The 25,258-nt window shown below is 42.5% G+C and carries 14 protein-coding genes and 1 tRNA gene; 4 read left to right on the forward strand and 11 right to left on the reverse strand.

Annotated features, from left to right (window positions below; genetic code table 11):
* The first annotated feature begins 10 nt into the window (after positions 1 to 10).
* Positions 11 to 2,173, forward strand: coding sequence for a phosphate acetyltransferase (pta, locus tag G327_RS0116360; protein ID WP_019615881.1), 2,163 nt, complete (start codon positions 11 to 13; stop codon positions 2,171 to 2,173).
* A 117-nt stretch (positions 2,174 to 2,290) separates the two neighbouring features.
* On the opposite strand, the gene G327_RS0116365 is transcribed toward pta, so the two are convergent.
* Both G327_RS0116365 and G327_RS0116370 read right to left on the reverse strand, forming a co-directional pair.
* Positions 2,291 to 3,205 (reverse strand): class I SAM-dependent methyltransferase, encoded by a 915-nt coding sequence (locus tag G327_RS0116365; protein WP_019615882.1) that lies wholly within the window; start codon positions 3,203 to 3,205, stop codon positions 2,291 to 2,293.
* 2 nt (positions 3,206 to 3,207) lie between these two features.
* On the reverse strand, positions 3,208 to 4,266 hold the full coding sequence (locus tag G327_RS0116370) for an AI-2E family transporter (RefSeq protein ID WP_019615883.1): 1,059 nt from the start codon (positions 4,264 to 4,266) through the stop codon (positions 3,208 to 3,210).
* 394 nt (positions 4,267 to 4,660) lie between these two features.
* Here G327_RS0116370 and adhE point away from each other — a divergent pair, with 394 nt between their 5' ends.
* Positions 4,661 to 7,300 carry a bifunctional acetaldehyde-CoA/alcohol dehydrogenase gene (gene adhE, locus G327_RS0116375; RefSeq protein WP_019615884.1) on the forward strand — a complete coding sequence of 880 codons (2,640 nt, stop codon included), beginning with the start codon at positions 4,661 to 4,663 and terminating at the stop codon, positions 7,298 to 7,300.
* Positions 7,301 to 7,626: 326 nt separating this feature from the next.
* On the opposite strand, the gene cls is transcribed toward adhE, so the two are convergent.
* The 4 genes from cls to purL all read right to left on the reverse strand — a co-directional run bounded on the left by cls (position 7,627) and on the right by purL (position 19,220).
* A complete protein-coding gene (cls, locus tag G327_RS0116380) occupies positions 7,627 to 9,105 on the reverse strand; it encodes a cardiolipin synthase (protein WP_019615885.1) in 1,479 nt (492 codons plus the stop codon).
* A gap of 245 nt (positions 9,106 to 9,350) precedes the next feature.
* Positions 9,351 to 12,056, reverse strand: a complete 2,706-nt coding sequence (locus tag G327_RS0116385; RefSeq protein WP_019615886.1) for a sensor domain-containing protein — start codon at positions 12,054 to 12,056, stop codon at positions 9,351 to 9,353.
* A gap of 439 nt (positions 12,057 to 12,495) precedes the next feature.
* Complete coding sequence (locus G327_RS0116390; protein ID WP_019615887.1) at positions 12,496 to 15,213, reverse strand: sensor domain-containing protein; 2,718 nt, start codon at positions 15,211 to 15,213, stop codon at positions 12,496 to 12,498.
* A 113-nt stretch (positions 15,214 to 15,326) separates the two neighbouring features.
* Positions 15,327 to 19,220: a phosphoribosylformylglycinamidine synthase gene (purL, locus tag G327_RS0116395; protein WP_019615888.1), complete on the reverse strand. Its 3,894-nt coding sequence runs from the start codon at positions 19,218 to 19,220 to the stop codon at positions 15,327 to 15,329.
* A 281-nt stretch (positions 19,221 to 19,501) separates the two neighbouring features.
* On the opposite strand from purL, the gene mltF reads away from it, so the two are divergent.
* Complete coding sequence (gene mltF, locus G327_RS24940; RefSeq protein ID WP_019615889.1) at positions 19,502 to 21,565, forward strand: membrane-bound lytic murein transglycosylase MltF; 2,064 nt, start codon at positions 19,502 to 19,504, stop codon at positions 21,563 to 21,565.
* A gap of 67 nt (positions 21,566 to 21,632) precedes the next feature.
* On the opposite strand, the gene G327_RS27080 is transcribed toward mltF, so the two are convergent.
* The 4 genes from G327_RS27080 to ndk all read right to left on the reverse strand — a co-directional run bounded on the left by G327_RS27080 (position 21,633) and on the right by ndk (position 23,788).
* Positions 21,633 to 21,803 carry a hypothetical protein gene (locus tag G327_RS27080; RefSeq protein WP_019615890.1) on the reverse strand — a complete coding sequence of 57 codons (171 nt, stop codon included), beginning with the start codon at positions 21,801 to 21,803 and terminating at the stop codon, positions 21,633 to 21,635.
* 19 nt (positions 21,804 to 21,822) lie between these two features.
* Positions 21,823 to 22,353 carry a tRNA adenosine(34) deaminase TadA gene (gene tadA, locus G327_RS24945; protein WP_019615891.1) on the reverse strand — a complete coding sequence of 177 codons (531 nt, stop codon included), beginning with the start codon at positions 22,351 to 22,353 and terminating at the stop codon, positions 21,823 to 21,825.
* Positions 22,353 to 23,225 (reverse strand): prepilin peptidase, encoded by an 873-nt coding sequence (locus G327_RS0116415; RefSeq protein ID WP_019615892.1) that lies wholly within the window; start codon positions 23,223 to 23,225, stop codon positions 22,353 to 22,355. The genes tadA and G327_RS0116415 overlap by 1 nt, the downstream gene beginning before the upstream one ends.
* A gap of 128 nt (positions 23,226 to 23,353) precedes the next feature.
* Positions 23,354 to 23,788, reverse strand: a complete 435-nt coding sequence (ndk, locus tag G327_RS0116420; protein ID WP_019615893.1) for a nucleoside-diphosphate kinase — start codon at positions 23,786 to 23,788, stop codon at positions 23,354 to 23,356.
* A gap of 396 nt (positions 23,789 to 24,184) precedes the next feature.
* Here ndk and G327_RS0116425 point away from each other — a divergent pair, with 396 nt between their 5' ends.
* Complete coding sequence (locus tag G327_RS0116425; protein ID WP_019615894.1) at positions 24,185 to 25,009, forward strand: endonuclease/exonuclease/phosphatase family protein; 825 nt, start codon at positions 24,185 to 24,187, stop codon at positions 25,007 to 25,009.
* A gap of 155 nt (positions 25,010 to 25,164) precedes the next feature.
* Here the strand turns inward: G327_RS0116425 and G327_RS0116430 are convergent.
* Positions 25,165 to 25,239: transfer RNA gene (locus G327_RS0116430), tRNA-Gly, on the reverse strand.
* Between the last annotated feature and the right edge of the window lie 19 nt (positions 25,240 to 25,258).

Here is a 25,258-nt window from a genome sequence, read left to right on the forward strand (position 1 = left end):
AGGAATAGTCATGTCTCGTACAATTATGCTGATTCCCATCGGTTCTGGTGTCGGTGTTACTTCTGTCAGTCTTGGAATGGTCCGTGCAATGGAACGCCAAGGTGTTGCCGTTAACTTCTTCAAACCGATTGCTCAGCCGCGTCCCGGTGATACAGGACCAGAGCGATCAACAACAACGCTTCGTAACGGTTCATCATTAACTCCGCCAGAGCCGTTTTCAATGAAATACGCAGAAAACCTAATCTCTTCAGGCAGAACTTCTGATTTATTAGAAAATATCGTTGAGCGTTTTCGTGAAGGCACCAAAGAAAGTGATGTCATTATTGTTGAAGGTCTAGTACCTACAGACAAACACCAGTTTGCTAATGAAATTAACTACAGCATCGCCAAAGCATTAAGCGCTGAAATGGTATTTGTTACCCACCCAAGTAACGATTCTTCGCAGCAGTTAAAAGAACGTATGGAAATTGCGGTCTCTTCTTTCGGCGGTAAAAAGAACAAACGCATTGCCGGCTGTATCATTAATAAAGTTGGTGCGCCGGTCGATGAAAATGATAAATCACGTCCTGATTTAACAGAAATGTTTGATATTCCAGATGGTGTTGTAAATAACAATCTGGAAGTCTTACAAATGTTCAGCAAAAGCCCGCTGCCGATTCTAGGCTGTATTCCATGGAGTGCTGAGTTAATTGCACCACGCGTAAAAGATCTTGCGACCCACCTTGAAGCACAAGTCTTAAATGTAGGTGATCTTGATAACCGTCGTTTACACAGTGTTACTTTCTGTGCCCGCTCAATTCCGAATATGGTTGAGCACTTTAAAGCAGGCTCAATGCTGGTTACTTCCGGTGATCGTAGTGACGTGATTATCGCAGCGTGTTTAGCTGTGATGAACGGCATGAAAATCGGCTGTTTATTACTAACCGGCGACTACCCGCCGGAAGAAGAAGTAATGAAACTGTGCAGCCGTGCAATGGAGTCTGGTTTACCGATTTTATTAATCAAGAGTAATACCTGGCAGACAGCGCAGCGCCTGCAGCATTTCAATATGGAAATTCCAGTTGATGATATTGAGCGTATCGAAAAAGTACAGGAATATATTGCCAGCCATATCGACAAACACTGGCTGAACACGCTGACTGAAGATTCATCTTTAACACGCCGTCTGTCGCCTCCTGCGTTCCGTTACCACTTAACAGAGCTGGCACGCAAAACTAGTCAGCGTATTGTATTACCAGAAGGTGAAGAGCCTCGTACCATTCAGGCGGCGCTTATCTGTGCACAGCGCGGTATTGCAAAACCCGTTTTATTAGGCAACCCGGAAGAAATTCACCGCATCGCAACACAGCAGGGTATTGAACTGACCGATGATGTTGAAATCATTAATCCGTTTGATGTACTTGAAAATTATGTTGCACCTATGGTTGAACTGCGTAAAGCCAAAGGCCTGACTGAAGTTGTAGCCCGCGAACAGCTGCAGGACACGGTTGTATTAGGTACTATGATGCTGGCAGAAAATGAAGTTGCAGGTCTGGTTTCAGGCGCAGTTCATACCACAGCAAATACTATTCGTCCGCCGCTGCAGTTAGTTAAAACAGCACCGGATGCAAGCTTAGTATCTTCTATCTTCTTTATGCTGCTGCCTGATCAGGTATTAGTTTACGGTGACTGTGCAATCAACCCGGATCCGACTGCCGAGCAGCTTGCAGATATCGCTATTCAGTCAGCTGATTCAGCAATCGCATTCGGTATTGATCCGAAAGTTGCAATGATCAGTTACTCTACGGGTACTTCTGGTGCCGGCAGTGATGTTGAAAAAGTACGTGAAGCAACTAAAATCGCCCAGGACCGCCGCCCGGATCTTCTTATTGACGGTCCGCTTCAATATGATGCGGCTGTGATGGAAAATGTTGCCCAAAGCAAAGCGCCTAACAGCCCTGTTGCCGGTAAAGCGACTGTATTTATCTTCCCTGACTTAAATACAGGTAATACAACTTACAAAGCGGTACAGCGTAGTGCGGACCTGATCAGTATCGGTCCAATGCTTCAGGGTATGCGTAAGCCGGTTAACGACTTATCTCGTGGTGCACTGGTTGATGATATTGTCTACACAATCGCATTAACTGCAATTCAGGCTACCCAGGCTGAAGAAAAAGCTGCTGCTGAAGCTTGAGCTTAGTCTTTAGCAAATCTTAAAAAGCCCCGCCTGGTTAAACAGAGCGGGGCTTTTTTATATCAGCGATTACGGATAACTTGTTTTAAAGAAATTTAAAAAGTATTTTGCGAGACTTTACAGTTCAATCACAAGACACTTTAAGCCGTGATCCGGGTTTATATTCTTAAACTCATCTGGAGGTGTTATCTTTTTAATGATTTTTGCCTGCGGACATTCATGCTTAAGCGTTTCACTTAAAAACTGGAAATCCAGATCCGGTGAATTTAAACATAATAAAGCCAATCCCCCCGGATTTAACAGCTCTGGTAGGCGGCGCATTATTTTTGGATAATCACGTTTGATATTAACACTGCCTTTCTGCAGTGAAGGCGGATCCGCAATAATAATATCGTAGGGTCCAAGACGCTTGATCTTACCCCAGGACTTAAACAGATCATGTCCGAGATACTTTACTTTATCCAGCTCATGACCGTTTATTCTATGGTTGTCACGACCTACAGCCAGTGCAGATTTACTCATATCAAGATTGATAACCTGCTCTGCCCCTCCGGCGATCGCCGCATTGGAAAATGCACAGGTATATGAAAACAGATTCAGTACACGTTTTCCACGGCTGTTTCCCTGCAGCCAGCTGCGGCCGTTTTTCATATCTAAGAAAATACCGTAGTTTTGGTTCTTACCTAAATTTATTTTGTACTTGAGCTCATTCTCAGTAGCAGTCAGATCCGTAATGCACTCACCAAACAGCACTTCTGTCGGCGCAAAATCACGACAGCGAAACTGAACTTGAATACTTTTAACGCAGAAACCATTACCAGTCATCTTTTTAAGCAGCGCTTCACTTAATTCCTGCAGCCAGTCGGATTCCACTTCTTTATATAAAATGATTAATACCACCGGTGATAACCAGTCAATATTAATAAAAGTGTATTCCGGAAAACAAAAACCACGCCCGTGAAATAACCGCTGCAGTTCATTTTCCTGTTGACTGCTTACCTGCTGCCAGTTGATATTTTCTAATATTTTCATCTTTATTTATCTTGTTGAGTAATTGTCTGTAATTCATCTATCTCATGATCCGAGCTCAATAAAACCGCAAACCAGCGCCCGTCATCGCTATTTTCCAAAGCTATTTTAAAAATCATAGTTAAGGGAACCGATAATAACATACCAACCATACCTAATAACCAGCCCCAGAATATTAATGACAGAAACACCACTAACGTTGACAGACCGAGGCTGCGTCCCATGAATTTGGGCTCCACAATGCTGCCCATGACCATATTAACGCTGACAAACAGAGCTGTCACAACAGCAGCCGATCCCACCCCTAATTGTAAGAAGGTTAAAATAACCGCGGGAACAGCTGCAATAATTGAACCGATATTAGGAATATAATTAAGTAAGAAAGCCAGGAGTGCCCACAATATATAGAAATCAACTCCCATCAGCCATAAAACAGAGCCGATGATTAAACCTGTCGCCAGACTAATAATCGTTTTTATCGCCATATACTGGTTAACTGATTTCAAAAAATGATCTAGACTTTTTTCTTTCCCTTCAGAATCATCAAAGGCAGCATGTAGTTTTTTAGCAAATCCCTGTCCTTCTGACAGCATAAATACCACAGTAAGTAACAATAGGAAGACATTACCTAAGACACTGCTGAAACCGCTTAATGTAGTGGTGACTAAGGTCATCACTTTAGCCGGATCAAAATACTCACGAATTTCCGTTAAAGAAAGAGAAATATTGTACTGGCTCATCCATACCAGAAGCCAGCTTATCTCGCTGGATAGTTTTTCTTCATAAACAGGTATTGCCTGTCTAAACTCATTCACCGAACTGCCGATAACCCCGCCTAAGACAATAAACAGTGAAAAGATCAGCACAATTACTATGGTAATCGCAAGGCCGCGCGGCACCCGGCGTTCAGCTAAAAAATTAATCGCCGGATTACAGATAATGGCCACAAATAAAGACAGCAGAAACGGCACCACAATCGGAGCAGCAATTTTTATCCCGGCCAGGGAGATAACAACGGCGGCAAAAAATAACACAGAGCGGCCTGAAGCCGAAACATTGGACATAAAAATTTCACCTTATTGATTAAAATAAGCAGGGAGCTTATTACCGCTTACGCCTGCACGCAAAGACTTTTTCGTCAAACTACACAACAACAAAGCAAATAGGTGTAATAAAATTACATTATTGCAACAATTCCTTAAGAACACTTGAAATACAGTGGCTTTCACGTTATAAAACACCCTGTGAAACCTAGCTGCCAGCGCGATATTTTGCGCCAGCTTTGACATTTGCAGTCTTTTTGTAATTTACTTACACATGATCTCGATCAATACGTCAAAAATGCAAATTTCTATAATCAATGTGAAAGTTTTTTACTAAGATAAGTTTTCGATATAAGAACTCAGTTTTATTAAAACATTTTTAACTTTTTAATTTTATAAATCTTTGGAGAAATATATGACAGTAAGCACAGTTGCTGATTTAGAAGCACTGATTGCGCGAGTTAAACTCGCTCAAGCAGAGTACGCAACCTTTTCACAGGAAAAAGTTGACGAAATCTTCCGCGTAGCAGCACTTAAAGTGTCAACTCACCGTATCGAACTTGCTAAAATGGCTGTAAAAGAAACAGGCATGGGCATTATAGAAGATAAAGTAATTAAAAATCACTTTGCTTCTGAGTTCATTTACAACAGTTTTGCAGATACAAAAACAGTTGGTGAATTATCACGTAATGAATCGTTAAACACGGTTACACTTGCTGAGCCTATGGGCATCATCTGTGCAATCGTGCCTACAACTAACCCGACATCAACTGCGATTTTCAAAACGTTAATGGCACTTAAAACGGGTAACGGTTGTATTGTTGCACCACATCCACGTGCTAAAGAATGTACAAACTACGCAGCTAAAATCGTTTTAGACGCGGCAATTGAAGCAGGCGCACCAAAAGATATTATCGGCTGGATCGACATTCCTTCACTTGAACTTACTAATACAATCATGAAGCATGACGACACTGCAATCATCCTTGCAACTGGTGGTCCAGGCATGGTTAAAGCAGCATACTCTTCAGGTAACCCTGCAATCGGTGTAGGCGCGGGTAACACACCTGTTGTTATCGATGAAAGTGCAGATATCAAACGTGCTGTATCTTCAATCCTAATGTCAAAAACATTCGATAACGGTATGATCTGTGCTTCTGAGCAGGCTGCAATTGTTGTTGAATCTAAATACGATGAATTTAAAGCACGTCTTGAAGAGTACGGCGGCTTCATGTTAAACGAAGCTGATACTAAAAAAGTTGCTGATACTATGTTTATCGACGGCGCGCTTAACGCTAAAATCGTAGGTCAGTCTGCTTTTACAATTGCAGAACTTGCAGGCGTTAAAGTACCAACTTCAACTAAAGTACTAGTTGGTGAAGGTCTTGAAGTAAAAGAAGAAAACATGTTCGCACATGAAAAACTATCTCCTACTTTAGGTCTGTTTAAAGCTAAAAATTACGAAGATGCTGTTCGCCAGGCGCAAATTGTTCTAGATATCGGTGGTGTTGGTCACACAGCTGCACTATACACAGACCAGGATGCAAACTCTGAGCGTGTTGATGCGTTCGGTCTTGCAATGAAAGCATGTCGTATCGTAATTAACTCACCAACATCTCACGGTGGTATTGGTGATATCTATAACTTTGGTTTCGCACCATCGCTAACGTTAGGCTGTGGTACACACAGTGGTAACGCTGTTTCAGAAAACGTTGGTCCACAACACCTAATCAACACTAAAACAATTGCGAAGCGAGCTGAAAATATGTTATGGCATAAACTACCAAAATCAATCTACTTCCGTCGTGGTTCATTACCAATCGCAATGACTGATTTAGAAGGCAAACAGCGTGCAATGATCGTAACAGACGGCTTCCTGTTCGCTAACGGTTACATTGACGAGTTACGTTCAATCCTTGAAAGCAAAGGAATGATGGTTGAAGTATTCCATGAAGTTGAAGCGGATCCGACGCTTTCAATTATCCAAAAAGGCGCTGCAGCTTGTAACGCATTCAATCCTGACGTAATTCTTGCTGTTGGTGGTGGTTCTCCAATGGACGCAGCGAAAATCATGTGGGTTCTATACGAGCACCCTGCAACTGATTTCGAAGACTTAGCAATGCGCTTTATGGATATCCGTAAACGTATCTACAAGTTCCCTAAAATGGGCGTTAAAGCTGAATTAGTATGTATCACTACTACTTCTGGTACGGGTTCTGAAGTAACACCATTTGCCGTTGTTACTGACGACAAGACTGGTAAAAAATATCCACTAGCAGATTACGAACTAACACCAAACATGGCTGTTGTTGATGCTAACCTGGTAATGGATATGCCGAAATCACTTTGTGCATTCGGTGGTTACGATGCAGTTACTCACGCTGTTGAAGCTTACGTTTCAATGCTTGCTAACGAATACTCTGACGGTCAGGCTCTGCAGTCTCTTAAACTATTAAAAGAGTACCTGCCAAGCTCTTACCATAACGGTAAAAACGATGCAGTTGCGCGTGAGAAAGTTCACAATGCGGCAACTATCGCTGGTATCGCGTTTGCGAACTCATTCCTAGGTGTGTGTCACTCAATGGCGCACAAAATCGGTAATGAATTCCACATTCCACACGGTTTAGCAAATGCATTGCTGCTAACGAATACAATTCGTTTCAATGCAACTAATAAACCAACTAAACAGGGTACTTTCTCTCAGTACGACCGTCCTAAAGCACGTGCTCGTTATGCAGAAATTGCCGTTCACCTTGGTTTCTACGAAGGTAACACTGAAGATAAAATTAACGCACTGCTAACTTGGTTAGATGAACTTAAAGTTGAATTAAACATTCCTCTTTCAATTCAGGCTGCCGGCGTTAATGAAGCTGACTTCCTAGCTGCTCTTGATGATCTAGCAGAACAGGCGTTTGATGACCAGTGTACTGGTGCAAACCCTCGTTACCCGCTTATCTCTGAGCTGAAAGAAGTACTTCTTGCTTCTTACTACGGTAAAGACTACGTTGACGTAGTTGATGCACCCGCTGTAGAAGAAACTGAAGAAGAAGCTTAATCTTCTTAAGTACTAAATAAAAAAGCCTGCTTAACCGCAGGCTTTTTTTTGTCTTAAATTCCTCACTAAGTCATTCCTGTTTATACATTTACAAACCTTTTATGCAGCCTACCACCATTAAAGCGGCCTCAGCTTGCCATTAAGCGTTTTTTGACGGCTTTTGACACCCTAGCATCTTCTATAACAAACACCTGTTAAAACATAATTAAAGGCGTTTACAGAAACGATGCTCAAAGAGTACTTTGGTGCGGATGATTTATAGAAGAGGGACACTGCAAGTTTAGCCGCAGGCAGGGTGAATTCGGCTTCAAGGTTTCAATAGATTATTACAACAGAGGGCTGAACAGATACACGCAGCTCTCCAGCAGCTTCTTGCCGTAACTTCTCGACTGCCACTCTTCTAATTGTAAGCGCTGAGAGTCTGCTAAATAATTCATCTGCAGGTTAAGCAGTTCACTGGTGAAATAGCGGTTATCAACTAACATAGTCATTTCGAAATTAAGCCAGAAACTGCGCCGGTCAAGATTAACCGTGCCCAGCAGCGCTATTTTCTCATCCACCACTATGCTTTTACTGTGTAGTAAGCCGCCGTGAAACTTATAGATTTTAACCCCGGCGCAAAGCAGCTCATCAAAAAAGGCACGTGAAGCATATTTGACCATAAAAGAGTTATTCTTAGCGGGCAAAATAATCTTTACATCAACACCGCGTAAAGCGGCAACCGTTAATGCTTCCTGCAGACTGTCATCGGGTACAAAATAGGGGGTAGTTAATACCAGGCTGTCCTTAGCCTCATAAATAGCCGTTAATAACACCTGATGAATACTGGCTTTACCAAATTCCGGACCGGACGGGATGAGCTGTACATTCTGCTCCCCTTTAACGGCAAAACTTTTCTCAGATAACTTATCAAAAGACAGTTTAACATTGGTTTCTAAGTACCAGTCCCAGATAAACAGGCCCTGCATAAGCTGTACAATAGGGCCTTCACAGCGCACCATCATATCAACCCACTGTCCAAACCCCTGCCCTTTCTTAAAATAAGCAGGATCAACCAAGTTCATGCTGCCCGTGTAGGCAACCTTCTCATCAATACATATCAGCTTACGATGCAGGCGCAAATCCTGACGTTGAAAAAGCAGACGCAGCGCACCAACGGGCAGCGCTTCAACAACTTCAACACCGGAGTCACGCATTCTCTGTGGTTGAACGGATTTAAAAAAATCATGACTACCCACGGAATCCAGCAGCACTTTACAGCTGACACCACGCTGTGAAGCGCGTATTAACGCCTCTATAACGTTATCTGCCAGACCGCCTTCATAACAGATATAGAACATCAGATAACAGCTGTGCTGCGCCTGATCGATACATTCCTGAAGTTCAGTTAAAATAGCTTCCGTCGAAGATAATAGAGTCAGTTTATTACCCTGCATCATCGGCATGCTGGTATAGGATTCAACAAAACGGCGCATTGACATAACCGAAGGTGAGGTCAGCTGTTCACCGATGCGGTTTTCTGTTACCTCGTTATGCAGCCAGGACTGAAATAAACCGCTCATTTCTTCGCGGCGTCTCTGACGTTTTCTACCTAAGTGCAGCTCACCAAAAATGAAATAGCTGATCATGCCGAATAGGGGCAGTGCATAAATCAAAAACAACCATGCAAGAGAAATACCTATCGGTTTACGTTTAATAACCACACGCAGTGATGTAAGGAGCAGCAAAGAAAAATATAACAATGCAGACAGCGCTACATACAGGGTGCTGTCCTGCCAGGGCATCTCAAGAGAAAAAAAATCCATAAGCTAATTCTTATAGTAAAAACATCAGGTTAGATTATCTTATACGCAAAACTGAAGAAGATACAGATTATGCGCCGGTTATCATTTAAGGTGCACAAGTCATCAGGTAGTAAGCGCAGCAGCTTTTAAACATGAAGCTCAAGTCAGGCGGTATAGAATAAAAAATAGCGGAAGGGATCGCGGCGGACCGCTTCTTAATACTGCAGCGGCGGCAGAAGCCACTGAAGCCTCTGCCATGTGTAAGGTTATTTGCGTTTGTTACAGCGTAGATAGAAAGTCATTTCAGTGCTTTTCATGGCTTTAACCTGAGCATTTACTTGCGCTGACGCACTATGCTGAGAAGCTGAAAAAACTTCCTGCGGCGCATTTTCAACGGTATCTCCAACGACGCTGATACCTAAAGTACGGGCAAAAACATTAACCGAGTTTGATAGTGCCTCATTCACTAAGGCCCCTGAACTATTACTGACATAGTGCTTTGATACCTTCAGTTTTTCAACACCCAGCAGGTTAATTAAATCGAGAACAGTACTCGCAATGCCAAAATTCGTTATCGTTAATGCAATGCCCATCTTGCCAAGATTCAGAAGATTTGACTGAATTTCTACTGAAGAATGGCGAAGAATAGATTTATCGACTTCAAATTCAAGCCATCGGCCGGAGCAGTTAGTTTCTTTCAAAATGGAGTGCAGATCAGCAATAAAACAGTTTTGTGATAATTGAGCTTTGGATATATTAACGGCAATACGCCCAAAATTAACAGCCGACTTTTGCCAGACTACCGCCTGCTCTGCTGCTTTCCTGAGCATTTTCAAATCCAGAGGAATAAGCAAACCACTCTCCTGTGCCAAAATCAAAAACTGCTCGGGAAACAGAAGCCCCTGCTGCGGATGATTCCAGCGAAGCTGTGCCCCTACAGCTGAAATCTGGCGTTTATTAAGATCATATTGAGGCTGGTAATACAGCTCAAACTGGTCCACCTCTAATGCATTTTTTAACTCTAATTCTAACTGCAGCTGCTGGCTGGAGTAGCGAGTCAGTTCAGGTGTATAAAAGTGATACTGGGCACTTTTATCTTTTTTACCACGCAGCATAGCTTGTTCTGCATTTTTAAGAAGTGTATCAACATCAATACCGTCATCGGGAGAAAGGCTAATACCAATGGTTACTGAAAGTTGTGCTTCAATATTGTCGATAATCATTTTTTCATTGAACTGCAGCGCAATTTTCTGCGCCACCAGAGCGGCAACCTGTTCATTGGCTAGTTCATCAATAATGATGACAAACTCATTATCACCAAAGCGCGCCACCGTCTCTTTTGCAAATACACACTGCTTAAGGCGTCTGGCAGCTTCTTTTAGTGCCTTGTCACCAGCGTGATGCCCGTATTGATCATTGATTTTTTTAAAGCCGCTAACATCAACCAGAAGCACCGCCATTGCGGCCTCTTTATGATGTGCACGCGCAATTGCATCTTCCAGGCGGGTAAATAATGCGATACGGTTAAACAGCCCGGTTAGCGGATCATGTTTAGATAAAAACTGTATTTTTTCTTCGGCACTTCTGCTTTGACTTAAGTCCGTAAAGGAATAAATATTGTTAGTTATACCTTCTCCAGCATGTTCGACAGTATGAATTTCCAGCCAGCAAAAATGGATCTCGCCATTCTTATCGCTATAAGTAATTTCGCCCTGCCAGCATTTATTCTTTTTTAATAACGATTCAATATTTTTATAAAAAGACTCATCATAATGCTGCAGTAAAAAAGTTCGGATATTTAACTGCAGCAGTTCTGCTTCTGAAAAACCAGAGATATGACGACAAGCTATATTGGCAGAAATAATTTTATCCCGGCCGTCAGTAACAAGGACGCCCTCTTTGCTGTTCTCAAATACCGTATCGGCAATTTTCAAACGTTTCTGCATTAGATGATCAGCAGTAATATTACGCCCTATACCCACCAGCCCCTGCACTTTGCCGCCTTTGTCCAGCAGCGGTACTTTTTTCATCTCAATAAAATGACGCACACCATCTTTATAGGTCAGATATTCTTTACCACTGTAAATCTGCTTTGTAGTCATTACATCCTGATCTTGTGCCTGGCACATTAATGCCTGATCCAGTTCAAAAAGCTGATCATCTTTTTTCCCTAAAATATCACCTTCAGAGCAGCCTACAAATTTTTCAAACTCTTTGTTACAACCTAGAAAGCGGCTTTGCAGATCCTTAAAAAAGATCAGATCTGGAGACAGATCCGCCGTCGTACGGAGCATAATTCGCTCTTTTTCCAACAAGCGTTTAGTCTGATTGATCTCAGACATATCCAGCATAGTACCCATTTGAATTTCACCGCAACCCATCGCCTCCTTGCGAAAAACCACTTCACGATGTATGCCGGCGGCATCTGTATACTCACACTCATAAAGGTGAACCTGATTATCTGCAAACACTTTCTGGTCTACCTGCTCTAAACCGGGTAATAGATGCGCAGGTAATATCTCTGCAGCTGTTTTGCCTATAATCAGTGCAGTGGTCATGCCTAATGCTTGGGCAAAATAGGTATTACAGGCTAAAAATTCTCCCTGTCTGTTTTTATAATAAACAGGAATACTGATGCACTCTAAAGCAGCTTTCACTTCATCAGTAAGTAGCTCACTCTCGGTGGCAGAAGATGCAGGCGTTTCGTTGACATCATTGTCAGCCAGGTAAATGCAGTTTAGATAAGGAAAATCTTCTTGGATTTTATCTGACAGGATTTTATTAACCGGCACCTCACAAATAAGATGGCTATACTGTTTTTCAGCTAAAGCAGCTTGTAGTTCATTACAGTGATTTAAACGGCGGGTATTGTAACAACAGTGATTCGCGGCTGTATTAAATGAGTTGAGCATAGCTTCAACCAGTTTAATATTATGCCCGATATATAAAACATTCTCGGCAGATATAGACAAACTTAATTCCAATTATTCGTAAGACTTACGATTGCATCATAACAACTAGCCAGAATTTGTAAAATACAAAAAATAGACTTAACTTACTCTTCACTCAGTTAAAAAACACTACAGGGTGATGATAAAAAACAGAATACATCTCTAGTCATTTACGCCGGTCAAAACTTCATTATTAATTTCACAATGAGAATAACAAGTTACATCAATTAGTACCTTTCCCTTCGTCTAAGCCTAAGCACTTACTTAAACAGTTTGGAGTTAACCGGCAATGAATAAGGCTTTATTAAAATTTATCTGAAAAACTAACAATTTTGCATTACAACTGTTTTTAGGATGAACTTGAGGATTTAAAACGCCCGGCAGCACGGGTAAAATTCAGATAGGAAGCGCAGTACAAGGATCGTTATCAGCCTCTCTTGTACCGCATTAGCAACGATCTTTACTTACGTTTATTACAGCGCAGGTAGAAAGTCATTTCGGAAGTTTTCATCGGTTTAGCCTGAAAATGTCCCTGGCCTGAATCGATATTATGAGCAGTTAAAAATGCCTCCTGCTCAGCATTTTCGATGCCTTCTCCAACCACGTCAATCCCCAGCGCACGTGCTAAAACGATTACTGACTTAATCATAGCTTCGCCCGCTAAATGCCCGGGAACACCGTGAATAAACTGTTTTGATATTTTAAACTTTTCAATGCGCAAATGATCTATTGAATACAAAACAGAACGATCCGCACCAAAACCATCAACCGTTAACGCAAAGCCTACCTTACTTAAATTAAGTAAATTTTCGTGGATATTCACCGAATCACTGCTGAATACCGACTCACCAATTTCAAACTCCAGCCAGTTATTTGAACAGCCGGTATCTTTTAAAATAGTCTGAATATCAGCAATAAAGCTAAGCTGCTCCAGCTGAATCTCCGATAAATTAATAGCAATTCGACCGAAATTGATCCCGGATTTAGACCAGATAACCGCCTGCTCAGCGGCTTTACGGATCATCTGCAGGCCGATTGGAACTAATAAACCGCTCTCTTCAGCTAAGATTAAGAAACTGTCGGGAAGCAGAAGGCCATGCTCTGGGTGCTTCCAGCGAAGTAAGCTTTCTAATGCCACAATCTGACGTTTATTAAGATCATACTGCGGCTGGTAATACAGTTCAAACTGCTGTGCCTGCAGCGCATTCTTGAGTTCGTCTTCTAATGCAAACTGCTGATTCGAATAACGGGTTAATTCCACGGTATAAAAATGATAAGGTGCACTTTTATCATATTTTGCCCGCTGCATCGCTTTTTCTGCATTAACCAGTAAAGTGTCAACATCGATACCGTCATCTGGAAATATACTGATACCTATGGTGGCAGACAGCTTAACGGCGACGTTATCAATCAAGAAGACGCTGCTGAACTGCCGGGCTATTTTCTGTGCAACAATAGCAGCTCCCTGTTCATTGCTTAGTTCATCAATTAATAAAACAAATTCATCATCACCGAAACGTGCAACGGTATCTTTTTCATATACGCAGGACTTGAGGCGTTTAGCGATATCTCTAAGCACTGCGTCACCGGCATTATGCCCGTATTGATCATTAATCGTTTTAAAGCCGTTAATATCAACCAGCACCACCGCCATGGCAATTTCTTTATGACTGGAGCGGGCAATCGCATCTTCTAGCCGGGTAAACAACGCAATACGATTAAACAAGCCGGTTAAAGGATCATGCTTAGAAAGGAACTGGGTTTTCTGTTCAACATTTTTACACTGGCTTAAATCAGTAAAAGAATAAACATGGTTTTCCCCCCCTTCCCCCGGATGTTTAACCACATAAATTTCTAACCAGGCATAATAGGTATCACCGTTTTTAATACGGTAGCTAATATCTCCCTGCCAGTTATTCTTTTCCTGTAGTGCATTCTCTATCTGCTCATAAAAAGAATGATCATGCTGCTGTGATGAAAATATTTTAATATTCGCCTGTAACAGCTCTGCTATTGAATACCCAGAGATGCGGCATGACGATTCATTTGCAGAAATAATATCGCCGCGTTCATCGGTAACGATTATACTGTCTTTACTGTTTTCAAATACCACATTGGCAACTTTAAAACGCTTCTGCATCATGTACTGGGCAGTAATATCTCGCCCCATACCAATCAATCCCTGTACTGTGCCCTTTTTGTCCTGAAGCGGTACTTTTTTCATCTCTATAAAATGACGGACACCGTCTTTATAGGTAAGGTACTCTTTGCCGTGATGTATCTGTTTTGTGGTCATTACATCCTGATCCTGCGCCTGGCACATTAAGGCCTGGTCAAGTTCAAAGAGCTGGTCATCTCTTTTCCCTAAAATATCCCGCTCAGGACAGCCGACAAATTTTTCAAACTCTTTATTGCAGCCCAGAAAACGGCTTTCAAGATCTTTAAAAAATATCAGGTCTGAAGACATGTCTGCAGTGGCTCTTAATCTTACCCGCTCTTTTTCAATTAATCGTTTAGCATTATTAAGCTCAGACATATCCAGGATAGTACCAACCTGAATTTCACCGCCATCCATCGCTTCTTTTCTAAAAACCACTTCACGGTGTATGCCGGCAGCATCAACATACTCACATTCGTAGAGATGTACCTGATTATCCTCAAATACTTTTTGGTCTACTTGTTCTAAACCGGGTAACAGGTGCGCAGGTAATATCTCTGCGGCTGTTTTTCCTATAATCTGTCCGGTCGTCATACCTACCGCTTCTGCAAAATAGCTGTTACAGGCTAAAAATTCCCCCTGCTTATTCTTGTAATAGATAGGAATACGGATACAGTCCAGGGTAGCTTTAACTTCATCGGTGAGCAGTACTTTGATCACTGAACCGGCGCTGCTGTTTTCTACTTTCTGATCCGCATTCTGAATACCAGCCAGGTAGGCTGTTTTTAATGACGGATAATCGCATGCGACTTTATCGACAGCAGCTTTATCCACTATCTCTTCACTAATTAAATACTTATAGTTTTTTTCAGCTAATGCGCGATGAATTTCAACACAGCTTGTTAAGTGCTGAATCTGATATTCAGATTCCGCAGAGACCTCTTTAAACATGTCCAGCATAACTTCAACAAGTTTAATATTGCCGCCAATGTATAAAACATTTTCGATATCTACAGACAAAAAAACCACCTTTCATTTACAAGTCGTTGACAAAGCCATTAAAATCAATGACTTAATCCTAGCACAAGAATTAAAAAAGGGGATTTAACATCCCCTTTTTTTTCTGCTAAGTATTAACCTAACTGTTTACGTACGTTTCTAAACATGCGCATCCAGGGGCTATCCTCTTTCCATTCCTCAGGATGCCATGAGTTAGCAGCCGTTCTAAATACTCGCTCAGGATGAGGCATCATAATTGTAACACGCCCGTCTTGAGAGGTTAGCCCGGTAATACCATTCGGTGAACCATTCGGGTTAGCCGGGTACTGCTCGGTATTTTTACCATAGTTATTAATGAAACGTAAAGCAATTGAACCGCTTGCTTCAATCGCATCCAGGTGCGCCTGATCTTTCACTTCAACACGGCCTTCACCATGTGAAACAGCAATCGGCATGTATGAACCAGCCATATCATTTAAGAACAGTGAATTCGTTTTCTGCACTTCAACTAAACTGAAACGCGCTTCAAAACGTTCAGAGTTATTACGCACAAAACGAGGCCATAAATCAGCACCGGGAATAAGTTCATGCAGGTTTGACAACATCTGACAACCGTTACACACACCTAAGGCAAATGAATTCTCACGCTCGAAGAAAGCCTGGAACTGCTCGCGCGCCTGCGCGTTAAACAGAATGGATTTAGCCCAGCCTTCACCGGCACCTAGTACGTCACCGTAAGAGAAGCCGCCGCAGGCTGCTAAACCGGCAAAATCAGCCAGCTGTACATCACCAGATAAAACATCACTCATGTGCACATCAACCGCAGAGAACCCCGCACGGTTAAAGGCGGCCGCCATCTCCTGCTGAGAGTTAACGCCCTGCTCACGCAGAACCGCCATACGCGGTAAAACACCCGTTGAAATATACGGTGCAGCCACATCCTCATTAATATCAAAGGTTAACTTTGCGCTTAACCCCGGATCTTGAAGATCTGACTTCAACTCAAACTCTTCTAATGCACAAGCCGGGTTATCACGCAGCGACTGCATTTTCAGCGTTGTTTCAGCCCAGATACTGCGGAATTCACTGCGCGGAGCAACCAGTACATCATTGCCGTCACGCGTAAATTCAATCTGGTCAGTTTCGTTTAATGAACCAATCACGAGAGAATTCGATGCTAACCCATGCCCGGCCAGCGTATTTAAGACAGCTTCTTTATCTTCTGCACGTACCTGGATAACAGCACCTAACTCTTCACTATATAGTGCGGAAAAATCATCACTACCCAGCTGGTCAAGCTGTACCGTTACACCACAATGACCGGCAAAAGCCATTTCGGTAATTGTGGAGAATAAGCCGCCGTCACTGCGGTCATGGTAAGCCAGTAATTTCTGATCCGCGACCAAGGTCTGCACCGCGTTAAAGAAACCCTGTAATAAAGCAGGATCATCGACATCAGGTGTTGACTCGCCAAGCTGCTTATAAACCTGCGCAAGTGACGAGCCACCAAGACGGTTCTGGCCGTTACCTAAGTCAATAAGAATCAGATCTGTATCACCCTGATCGCTGCGCAGCTGCGGTGTCACTGTGTTACGGATATCACGAACAGCACCAAATGCGGTAATAATCAGTGAAAGCGGTGAGGTAACTTCTTTCTCCTCATCGCCTTCCTGCCAGCGAGTCTTCATCGACATTGAATCTTTACCTACCGGGATAGTAAGTTCAAGCTCTGGACAAAGCTCTTCACCAACCGCTTTTACAGCTTCATATAAACCGGCATCTTCACCAGGATGTCCCGTTGCAGACATCCAGTTTGCAGAAAGTTTAATGCGTTTGAAATCACCAATATCAGAACAGGCAATATTAGTGATTGATTCAGCTACAGCCAGACGTGCTGAAGCACCAAAGTTAAGCAGTGCAACAGGTGTACGCTCTCCCAGCGCCATCGACTCACCAAAATAAGTATCATAACTGGCAGCGGTAACCGCGCAGTCAGCAACCGGCACCTGCCAGGGGCCAACCATCTGATCACGAGCGACTAAACCAGTTACCGATCGGTCACCGATAGTGATCAGGAATGTTTTTTCGGCAATTGACGGTAAACGAAGCAGACGCTCAGCAGCATCTTTAATACTTGCACCAGACAGATCTAAAGGTTTGCCCTGTGCTGTTTGTGATTTAACATCACGATGCATTTTAGGTGCTTTACCTAATAACACTTCCAGAGGCATATCAATGGGTTTGTTATCAAATTCCGGATCGTTAAGTGTTAGATGCAGCTCTTCAGTTGCAGTCCCGATCACAGCGTATTGTGCACGTTCACGTTGACAAATCGCTTCAAAGGCAGCCAGGTTTTCAGGCTTAACCGCCATTACATAACGCTCTTGAGATTCATTACACCAGATTTCATGCGGTGCCATGCTCTTCTCGTCATTTGGAATTGCGCGTAAATCGAAGATACCGCCACGACCGCCGTCATCAACTAGCTCAGGCATTGCGTTTGATAAACCACCCGCGCCGACATCGTGAATAAACTGGATCGGGTTATCATCGCCCATCTGCCAGCAGCGGTCGATCACTTCCTGACAGCGGCGTTCCATTTCCGGGTTTTCACGCTGGACTGAAGCAAAATCCAGATTTTCACAAGATGCACCGGAATCCATTGACGAGGCTGCGCCGCCGCCTAAACCGATATTCATTGCAGGACCACCCAGCACAATCAGTTTAGCGCCGACTGGAATATCCTTTTTCTGTACATGCTCACGGCGGATATTACCCAGACCGCCGGCTAACATAATCGGCTTGTGGTAACCGCGGACCTCTTCACCGTTATGACTGTCTACTTTTTCTTCATAAGTACGGAAGTAACCAAGGATATTCGGACGTCCGAATTCATTGTTAAAGGCGGCACCTCCCAGCGGCGCTTCCAGCATAATATCTAGGGCAGAAACGATACGATCTGGTTTACCAAAATCCGTCTCCCATGGCTGCTCGAATGACGGGATACGCAGGTTAGAAACAGAGAAACCAACTAAACCTGCTTTAGGTTTAGAACCGATACCAGTTGCGCCCTCATCACGGATTTCACCACCGGATCCCGTTGAAGCACCAGGGAACGGCGAAATAGCTGTCGGGTGGTTATGGGTCTCCACTTTCATTAATATATCGATATCTTCATGGTGGTAGCCGTATTCACGGTCATCAACACTAGGGAAGAAACGCCCTGCCTGATAACCTTCCATCACAGCGGCATTATCTTTATATGCGGATAAAACAAATTCGGGGTGTTTTTCGTGGGTATTGCGGATCATTTTGAATAGTGATTTAGGCTGTTTTTCACCATCAATAGTCCAGTCGGCATTGAAGATTTTATGACGACAATGCTCGGAGTTTGCCTGGGCAAACATCATTAATTCGATATCGTTAGGGTTACGTCCCAAGTCAATAAAGTTTTCTAATAGATAATCAATTTCATCATCAGCAAGTGCTAAACCTAAACTTACATTAGCAGCTTCAAGCGCACTGCGCCCTATGTTCAAGATATCAATACTGGTCATTTCTCCAGGAATACCTTGTGCAAATAGTTTCTGCGCATCATCAAGAGAAGTAAATACCACCTCCATCATGCGGTCATGTAACAAATCAGACAGCTCCTTGTGCTGCTGTGCTGATAATTCCGTTGTTGTTTCAACGTAATAAGCAATACCACGTTCTAAACGCTTAACTTTTGCCAAACCGCAGTTATTGGCGATATCCGTCGATTTTGAAGACCATGGTGAAATAGTCCCCGGACGAGGAGTCACAAATAATAATGACCCGACAGGATCATGTTCCGCAATTTTAGGTCCGTAAGTTAGTAGTTTTTGTAGTACAGCTTGCTCTTGGTCATTTAAAGCATCAGTTAAATCTGCCGCATGCATATATTCTGCATATATTTGCGATACAGGTAGATTTAAGGCTTCACAGTTTTTTAATAACTGATTAACACGAAATGTCGATAAGGCTGGTGCCCCACGCAAAATTTCCATAGGTTATTTCTCTCGTTAGATAGATAAATGATCTTGGGTAACGTCAATTACACGGATAAATAACTAATTATTCAAGGTGACAACCTGCCAATAGAAGCGCCTTTAAATAATTACTTATTTGATATAACTGCTATTAGCTGGCTATTATATGCAAAAAGCATTTTTTATTATATAGAAACACTCTATAGTCGAAGGCTAATTGATATTTAATATGATAAATTCACAAAATCCAGATGAAACAGTGAACAGTTTCATCTCATAATTCTGATATGGACTCTGTTATGCCACTTAAAAAACTCAAGCAGTTAACGGCTTGGCTTTTTGTAAGCTCCGCTCTTTTATTAGTGGGCGCTTGTAACCCTTTTTCCCAAACCAGCAGCTTAGAAAAAATTCAGATGCGTGGTGATATTATTATGGGCACTATTAATAGTTCATTAACTTACAGTTATGACGGTTCTGTTTATAGCGGCTTTGACTATGAACTTGGTAAACAGTTTGCAGCTTACCTGAATGTAAATTTTCGTATCAAAGAATATAATTCGCTTAAAGAGCTGTTTGATGCTCTGGATAATAACAAAATTGATTTTGTAGGCTCCGGACTGACATTAACGCCTAAACGTTCACAGAAATACCGCAGCTCTCCGCCTTATTATCATGTTTCACAAAAAGTGGTTTATCACAAAGGGACTTACCGGCCGCGTAAAATAATCGATGTTAATGCACCGATAAGCGTGCTTAAAGACAGCAGCCATGAAGAAACATTAGACAGCATGATAGATGAAGTGCCTGACCTGGAAATTCAGATTTTAGAGAATGAAGACCAGGAAACGCTGCTGCGTAAAGTTGCCGACAAGGAGATTACCTTTGCTATTGTGGACAGCTCAACACTTGCTCAAAAGCAGCGCTATTATCCCGTACTGGCAGAGGCCTTTACCATCTCAGAAAAGCTGCCGGTAGCCTGGTTAATCAAACGCGATCAAGATGACAGTGTTTATTCTGCAATTATTGAATTTATCGGCGGTAAATATCAGGATCAAAGTATCGCAAAACTTGAAGAAAAGTATTTCGGCCATGTGCAGCATTTTGATTTTGTCGACACACGCACCTTTATAAAACGTATAGACAAAGTATTACCTAAATACGAAAAATTATTTAAGAACTATGCAACGGCAGAAGTTGACTGGCTGCTGATGGCAGCTGTCAGTTATCAAGAGTCACACTGGAATCCAAATGCAAAATCTCCGACCGGCGTGCGCGGCATGATGATGCTGACTCTGGATACAGCTGATTACGTCGGTATAGAAAACCGTCTGGACGCCGAACAAAGCATTAAAGGCGGCGCTAAATATTTATCGCAGTTAATTAAACGCCTGCCTGACAGTATTCCGAATGATGAAAAAGTATGGTTTGCCCTAGCCAGTTATAATCTCGGTTACGGACATTTAATGGATGCGAGGCGTATTACAGCGATGAAAAAGCAGAACCCGGATGCCTGGTCCGATGTTAAAGAGAACCTGCCTCTGCTGCATCAAAAGAAATGGTATAAAAAAACTCGTTACGGTTATGCTCGAGGTCAGGAAGCGCAGACCTACGTAAACAATATCCGTCAGTATTTAAAAACACTCACCTGGTCGGTCGCCGAAAAAGAAAAAGCAGAAGCAGCCGCTAAGGCACTGCAGGATGCCAAAGATAAAGCATTAGCAAAAGAAAAAGCACTTCAGGAAGCTAAAGACAAAGCGGCCGCCGAGAAAATCGCCCTGCAGAAAGCCTTAGCTGAACAGCAGGCTTTAGAAGAAGAAAACAACAAACCGCTTGCAAGGAAAAGAGCATTACAAAGAACCGAACAGGATATTGAACTTAAAGAAAAAGCATGGCGCAAAGCCCGAAAGGACAGCGAAGATAAAGAAAGAAATCTGCACAATGCCGAGAAAGAAATTCTCGCAATGGAAAAAACATTACAGGAGGCCCAGGAAAAAAGCTTAGGCGCACAACAGGCTTTCAAATTAGCTCAAGAGCAGACAATGACTAGAGAACAGGCACTGAAATTCGCCCAGGATGAAGCATTAGCAGAGCAGGCAAGGCTGCAGTACGCTAAAGAGAAAAGCTTAAATAGAGAAAATATTTTATTAAAAGAGGCGAATGAAGCAGCCGCTGAACAAGCAGCAGTATTACTAGCCAAAGAACAGGCACAGGCTGAACTCAATAACTATCAAACAGCGAAAGATAAAGCATTTACCGCGCTGCAGGCTTCTCAGAAAGCTAAGGAGGACGCACAAGCGGAACGACAGAAACTGAAGAACGCGATAGAGTTAGATGTGGAGAACGAAAAGGAAAATGAAAAATAGAGCAGATACTCTGTACATTATTATAGTGTGCAGAGTATCGAAAGGCCCGGCTTAGTGAATCATTCTCTTAATCTTTTTTCTCAATACTAACCGATAGTTCTTTACTTGAACCGGCAAACCATTTCTGCACATAGATACTGCCGACAACAGGGGCCTGTCCCGGCTCTGGGACTTCTTTGTAACGTACACTGTTTTTAGTTTCTTTTTCGAATTCAAAAGTAATTATTTTTTTAGTCATAGTCAGCTCTGTAGTTAGGTTAAGAGTCAGCAAGAAGCTGCTTTTTCAATACTTTTTTCTCTTTGCGGCGGCGTTTAAAAAAATTGCTTATTTTAGCGGCGCAGCGCTCGGCAAAAATATCAGAAGTCACTTCGATCTGATGATTTAATTTATCGCTGCGCACTAAATCAAAGACAGATCCGGCGGCCCCGGTTTTATAATCACCGGCACCGTAAACAAGACGTTTAATACGCGCATGGACCAGCGCACCAGCACACATAGGGCAAGGCTCAAGGGTGACATACAAGGTACAGTCAATCAGGCGGTAATTTTGCAGCGTTTTCCCAGCCTCTCGAATTGCCATAATTTCAGCATGTGCACAGGCATCATGACTAACAATCGACAGATTCCAGCCTTCAGCAACAATCCGATCATTTTTGACTAACACAGCCCCAACCGGAATCTCACCTAATAATTCCGCTTGATCAGCAAGAGACAAGGCGTAATTCATCCATTTTTCATCAATAGACTGCTGTGTATCTACTGTTTTATGCAGCTCCCCCTTATTCATTAAAGCACCAGATTATAATACATTTCAGTCACGGCCTGACCATAAACAAGGAAAATCCAGCCTGCAATAGCAAGGTAAGGACCAAACGGTATTGGACGGCTTTTTTTATCTTTTGATGCTAACAGCACTGCAATACCGATAATCGCACCGGCAAATGATGAAATGAGAATAATCAAAGGCAGCGCCTGCCAGCCGAACCAGGCACCTAAGGCGGCTAAAAGTTTAAAATCCCCATAGCCCATGCCTTCTTTTCCGGTCAGCAGCTTAAAGCCCCAGTAAACCGACCACAAACTCAAATAGCCAAAAACAGCTCCTAACACAGCATCCGTTAAACCTGTAAAAGTACCTGAAATATTGATCAGTAAACCCAGCCACAGCAGCGGCAAAGTTAACTGATCCGGCAGCAGCATAGTATCAAAGTCAATAAAGGTCAGACTAATTAATACCCATGTGAAAACTAATCCGAATACCAGAGGCCAGCCGAAAGGAAGCAGGTAAGCAACGCCTAAGGACATTAAACCGGTTAACAGCTCAATACACGGATAACGCTTACTAATTTGACATGAACAGTGTTTACAGCGCCCTTTCTGGAACAGCCAGCTGATAAGCGGAATATTTTCTGCGGAGCCGATTAAGTGGTTACACTGCGGGCAGCGTGAACGGGGAAGCACTAAATTAAAAACATCATTTTCGGTTTTGATATTCGCTTCAGGAAAGCACTCCGCACATTCTGATTTCCATGCGCGCTCCATCATCACAGGTAAACGAAAAATAACCACATTTAAAAAAGAACCAACTAACAGCCCTAAAATAGTAATCGTGCCGTAAAGTAAAGCAGGAATCTGCTCCATCAACATTAAAAATTCGCTCATATTATCCCTAAATTATAAATACGCCGTCACTTTAAAAGCTTGTGAAAATGTACATTATCGGCGTTGCGATGATGCCAAAATAAAACGCAGTAAGAAAACTGCATTTTATTTGACGTATTATAAAGGATTTAAGCTTCTATTGGCGGGCAAATTTCGTCATCAGAAAAAAAGTAAGCTATTTCACGCGAGGCTGATACCGGGCTGTCAGAACCGTGTACTGCATTATGCTGCTTAGACGCGGCAAAGTCGGCACGAATGGTGCCAGCAGCTGCTTGAGCAGGATCGGTTGTCCCTATTACTTCCCGGTAATAGCTGATAGCATTTTCAGCCTGTAAGACCTGAACCATAATCGGCCCCGAAGTCATAAACTCAACTAGAGACTCAAAAAATTCTTTACCCTGATGCTCAGCATAAAAACCTTCAGCCTGCTCTTTAGTCAGCTGCAGCATTTTAACCGCAACAGGTGTTAAACCGGCTTTTTCAAAACGCGCTAAAATCGTACCAGCTAGGTGCTTACGCACGGCGTCAGGTTTAATAATTGAAAGTGTTCTTTCTAATGGCATAATTCAGACTTAAATATGATTAATCGGATCAACAATATAACCCAGATAATTGACCTCCATCAATAATAATATAATTTGGACCTGTTTATCTTTGAAGTTTGTCCCTGTTGAGCCTGAAAGTACCTAAAACAAGGCGTAAATAGTAAGATTCAGCGCCCCTAAATGAACGATGAGCAGCACAGAATGAGTGATTTTCAGATTCAAGCCGAAGAGCTGGGATTATTTTTGTTCTCAGTCATTAATGTAGAGAGGCTGCACTGTATGTTTCCTGCTTTACTGAGCATAAAAATAGTCTCCAGCAGGCACAGATAACAGAAATACATAGGCCCTAATATGAAATCCAATATCACATTTCTAGTAAGCATCATTTTTAGCAGATTCTGCCTACCAATTTTTATGCTTATATTTTCCACACAGGGCAATGCGGGTAGCTTTTTTCCTGAGTCACCTGCCCAGCTTACTGTTTTTGATAATAATCAGCAGCTTTACCACTCAACCTGCCCTGAACTATCCCGCGTCAGGCAGCCGGCAGACAACGCCGCTAAGCTCAGCTTTCCTTTTACCCTTTTGAACTGGAATATTTATAAACAGCAGAATAAAAACTGGCGTGCGAAGCTTCTGGAGTGGAGTGCTAAAGCAGACTTACTTACCCTGCAGGAAGTCAAGTATTCACAGCCGTTAAAGAATTTCAGCCTAAACAATCAGTTCTTCTATCTGCACAACTATGCATTCAAGTATGCAGGTTTTATTTACGGTGTTAATACTTTAAGTAAATTTCCAGCCATGCAGGTCTGCGCCACCCGTTACAGTGAACCCTGGATAATCGTACCTAAGACGGGATTAGCGGCAGCTTACCCGCTGCAGAACAGCAGCCAAACTTTACTGGTGATTAATTTACATGGAGTGAACTTTACTTTTACTTCACAGCCGTTGAAAAATCAGCTGCAGCCGTACCTGAGTTTAATCAAACAGCATAACGGGCCGATTTTATTTAGTGGTGATTTTAATACCTGGACAGATGCCCGCTTAGAGAGCGTTGAGCTGGCATTAATTAAGTCCGGTTTTAAAGAAACATTATTCAAAAAGGATCTGCGCATCAGTGTCTTCGGCCTGCCGTTAGACCATGTTTATTATCGCGGATTAAAAATTATTGATTCACAAAGCATTGCCACAAATGCATCGGATCACAGCCCGCAGCTGGTGACTTTTGACATTGAATAAAAATGAAATTAGATCTTTTTTGAATACAGTAATAATGATTTCATTTAGGGGGGATAAAATCAGGAAGTGAATTTGGAGACTTTCTTTAAGGTAAAGTTTTAGATACAAAAATGCTGCGGGTGATTATTTTATTTAAGGGGATTGAAATAGGAATTTGGAGCGGTACAAGAGATTCGAACTCTTGACCCCAACCTTGGCAAGGTTGTGCTCTACCACTGAGCTAGTACCGCATCAAATTTTTGCTTAAGT

Source organism: Psychromonas ossibalaenae ATCC BAA-1528, assembly GCF_000381745.1.
Lineage (GTDB): Bacteria > Pseudomonadota > Gammaproteobacteria > Enterobacterales > Psychromonadaceae > Psychromonas > Psychromonas ossibalaenae.

What these genes read in the sequence shown, in the direction of transcription:
- pta (WP_019615881.1), top strand. Translation starts at nt 11, where the DNA reads ATGTCTCGTACAATTATGCTGATTCCCATCGGTTCTGGTGTCGGTGTT.
- G327_RS0116365 (WP_019615882.1), bottom strand. Translation starts at nt 3,205, where the DNA reads ATGAAAATATTAGAAAATATCAACTGGCAGCAGGTAAGCAGTCAACAG.
- G327_RS0116370 (WP_019615883.1), bottom strand. Translation starts at nt 4,266, where the DNA reads ATGTCCAATGTTTCGGCTTCAGGCCGCTCTGTGTTATTTTTTGCCGCC.
- adhE (WP_019615884.1), top strand. Translation starts at nt 4,661, where the DNA reads ATGACAGTAAGCACAGTTGCTGATTTAGAAGCACTGATTGCGCGAGTT.
- cls (WP_019615885.1), bottom strand. Translation starts at nt 9,105, where the DNA reads ATGGATTTTTTTTCTCTTGAGATGCCCTGGCAGGACAGCACCCTGTAT.
- purL (WP_019615888.1), bottom strand. Translation starts at nt 19,220, where the DNA reads ATGGAAATTTTGCGTGGGGCACCAGCCTTATCGACATTTCGTGTTAAT.
- mltF (WP_019615889.1), top strand. Translation starts at nt 19,502, where the DNA reads ATGCCACTTAAAAAACTCAAGCAGTTAACGGCTTGGCTTTTTGTAAGC.
- G327_RS27080 (WP_019615890.1), bottom strand. Translation starts at nt 21,803, where the DNA reads ATGACTAAAAAAATAATTACTTTTGAATTCGAAAAAGAAACTAAAAAC.
- tadA (WP_019615891.1), bottom strand. Translation starts at nt 22,353, where the DNA reads ATGAATAAGGGGGAGCTGCATAAAACAGTAGATACACAGCAGTCTATT.
- G327_RS0116415 (WP_019615892.1), bottom strand. Translation starts at nt 23,225, where the DNA reads ATGAGCGAATTTTTAATGTTGATGGAGCAGATTCCTGCTTTACTTTAC.
- ndk (WP_019615893.1), bottom strand. Translation starts at nt 23,788, where the DNA reads ATGCCATTAGAAAGAACACTTTCAATTATTAAACCTGACGCCGTGCGT.
- G327_RS0116425 (WP_019615894.1), top strand. Translation starts at nt 24,185, where the DNA reads ATGCTTATATTTTCCACACAGGGCAATGCGGGTAGCTTTTTTCCTGAG.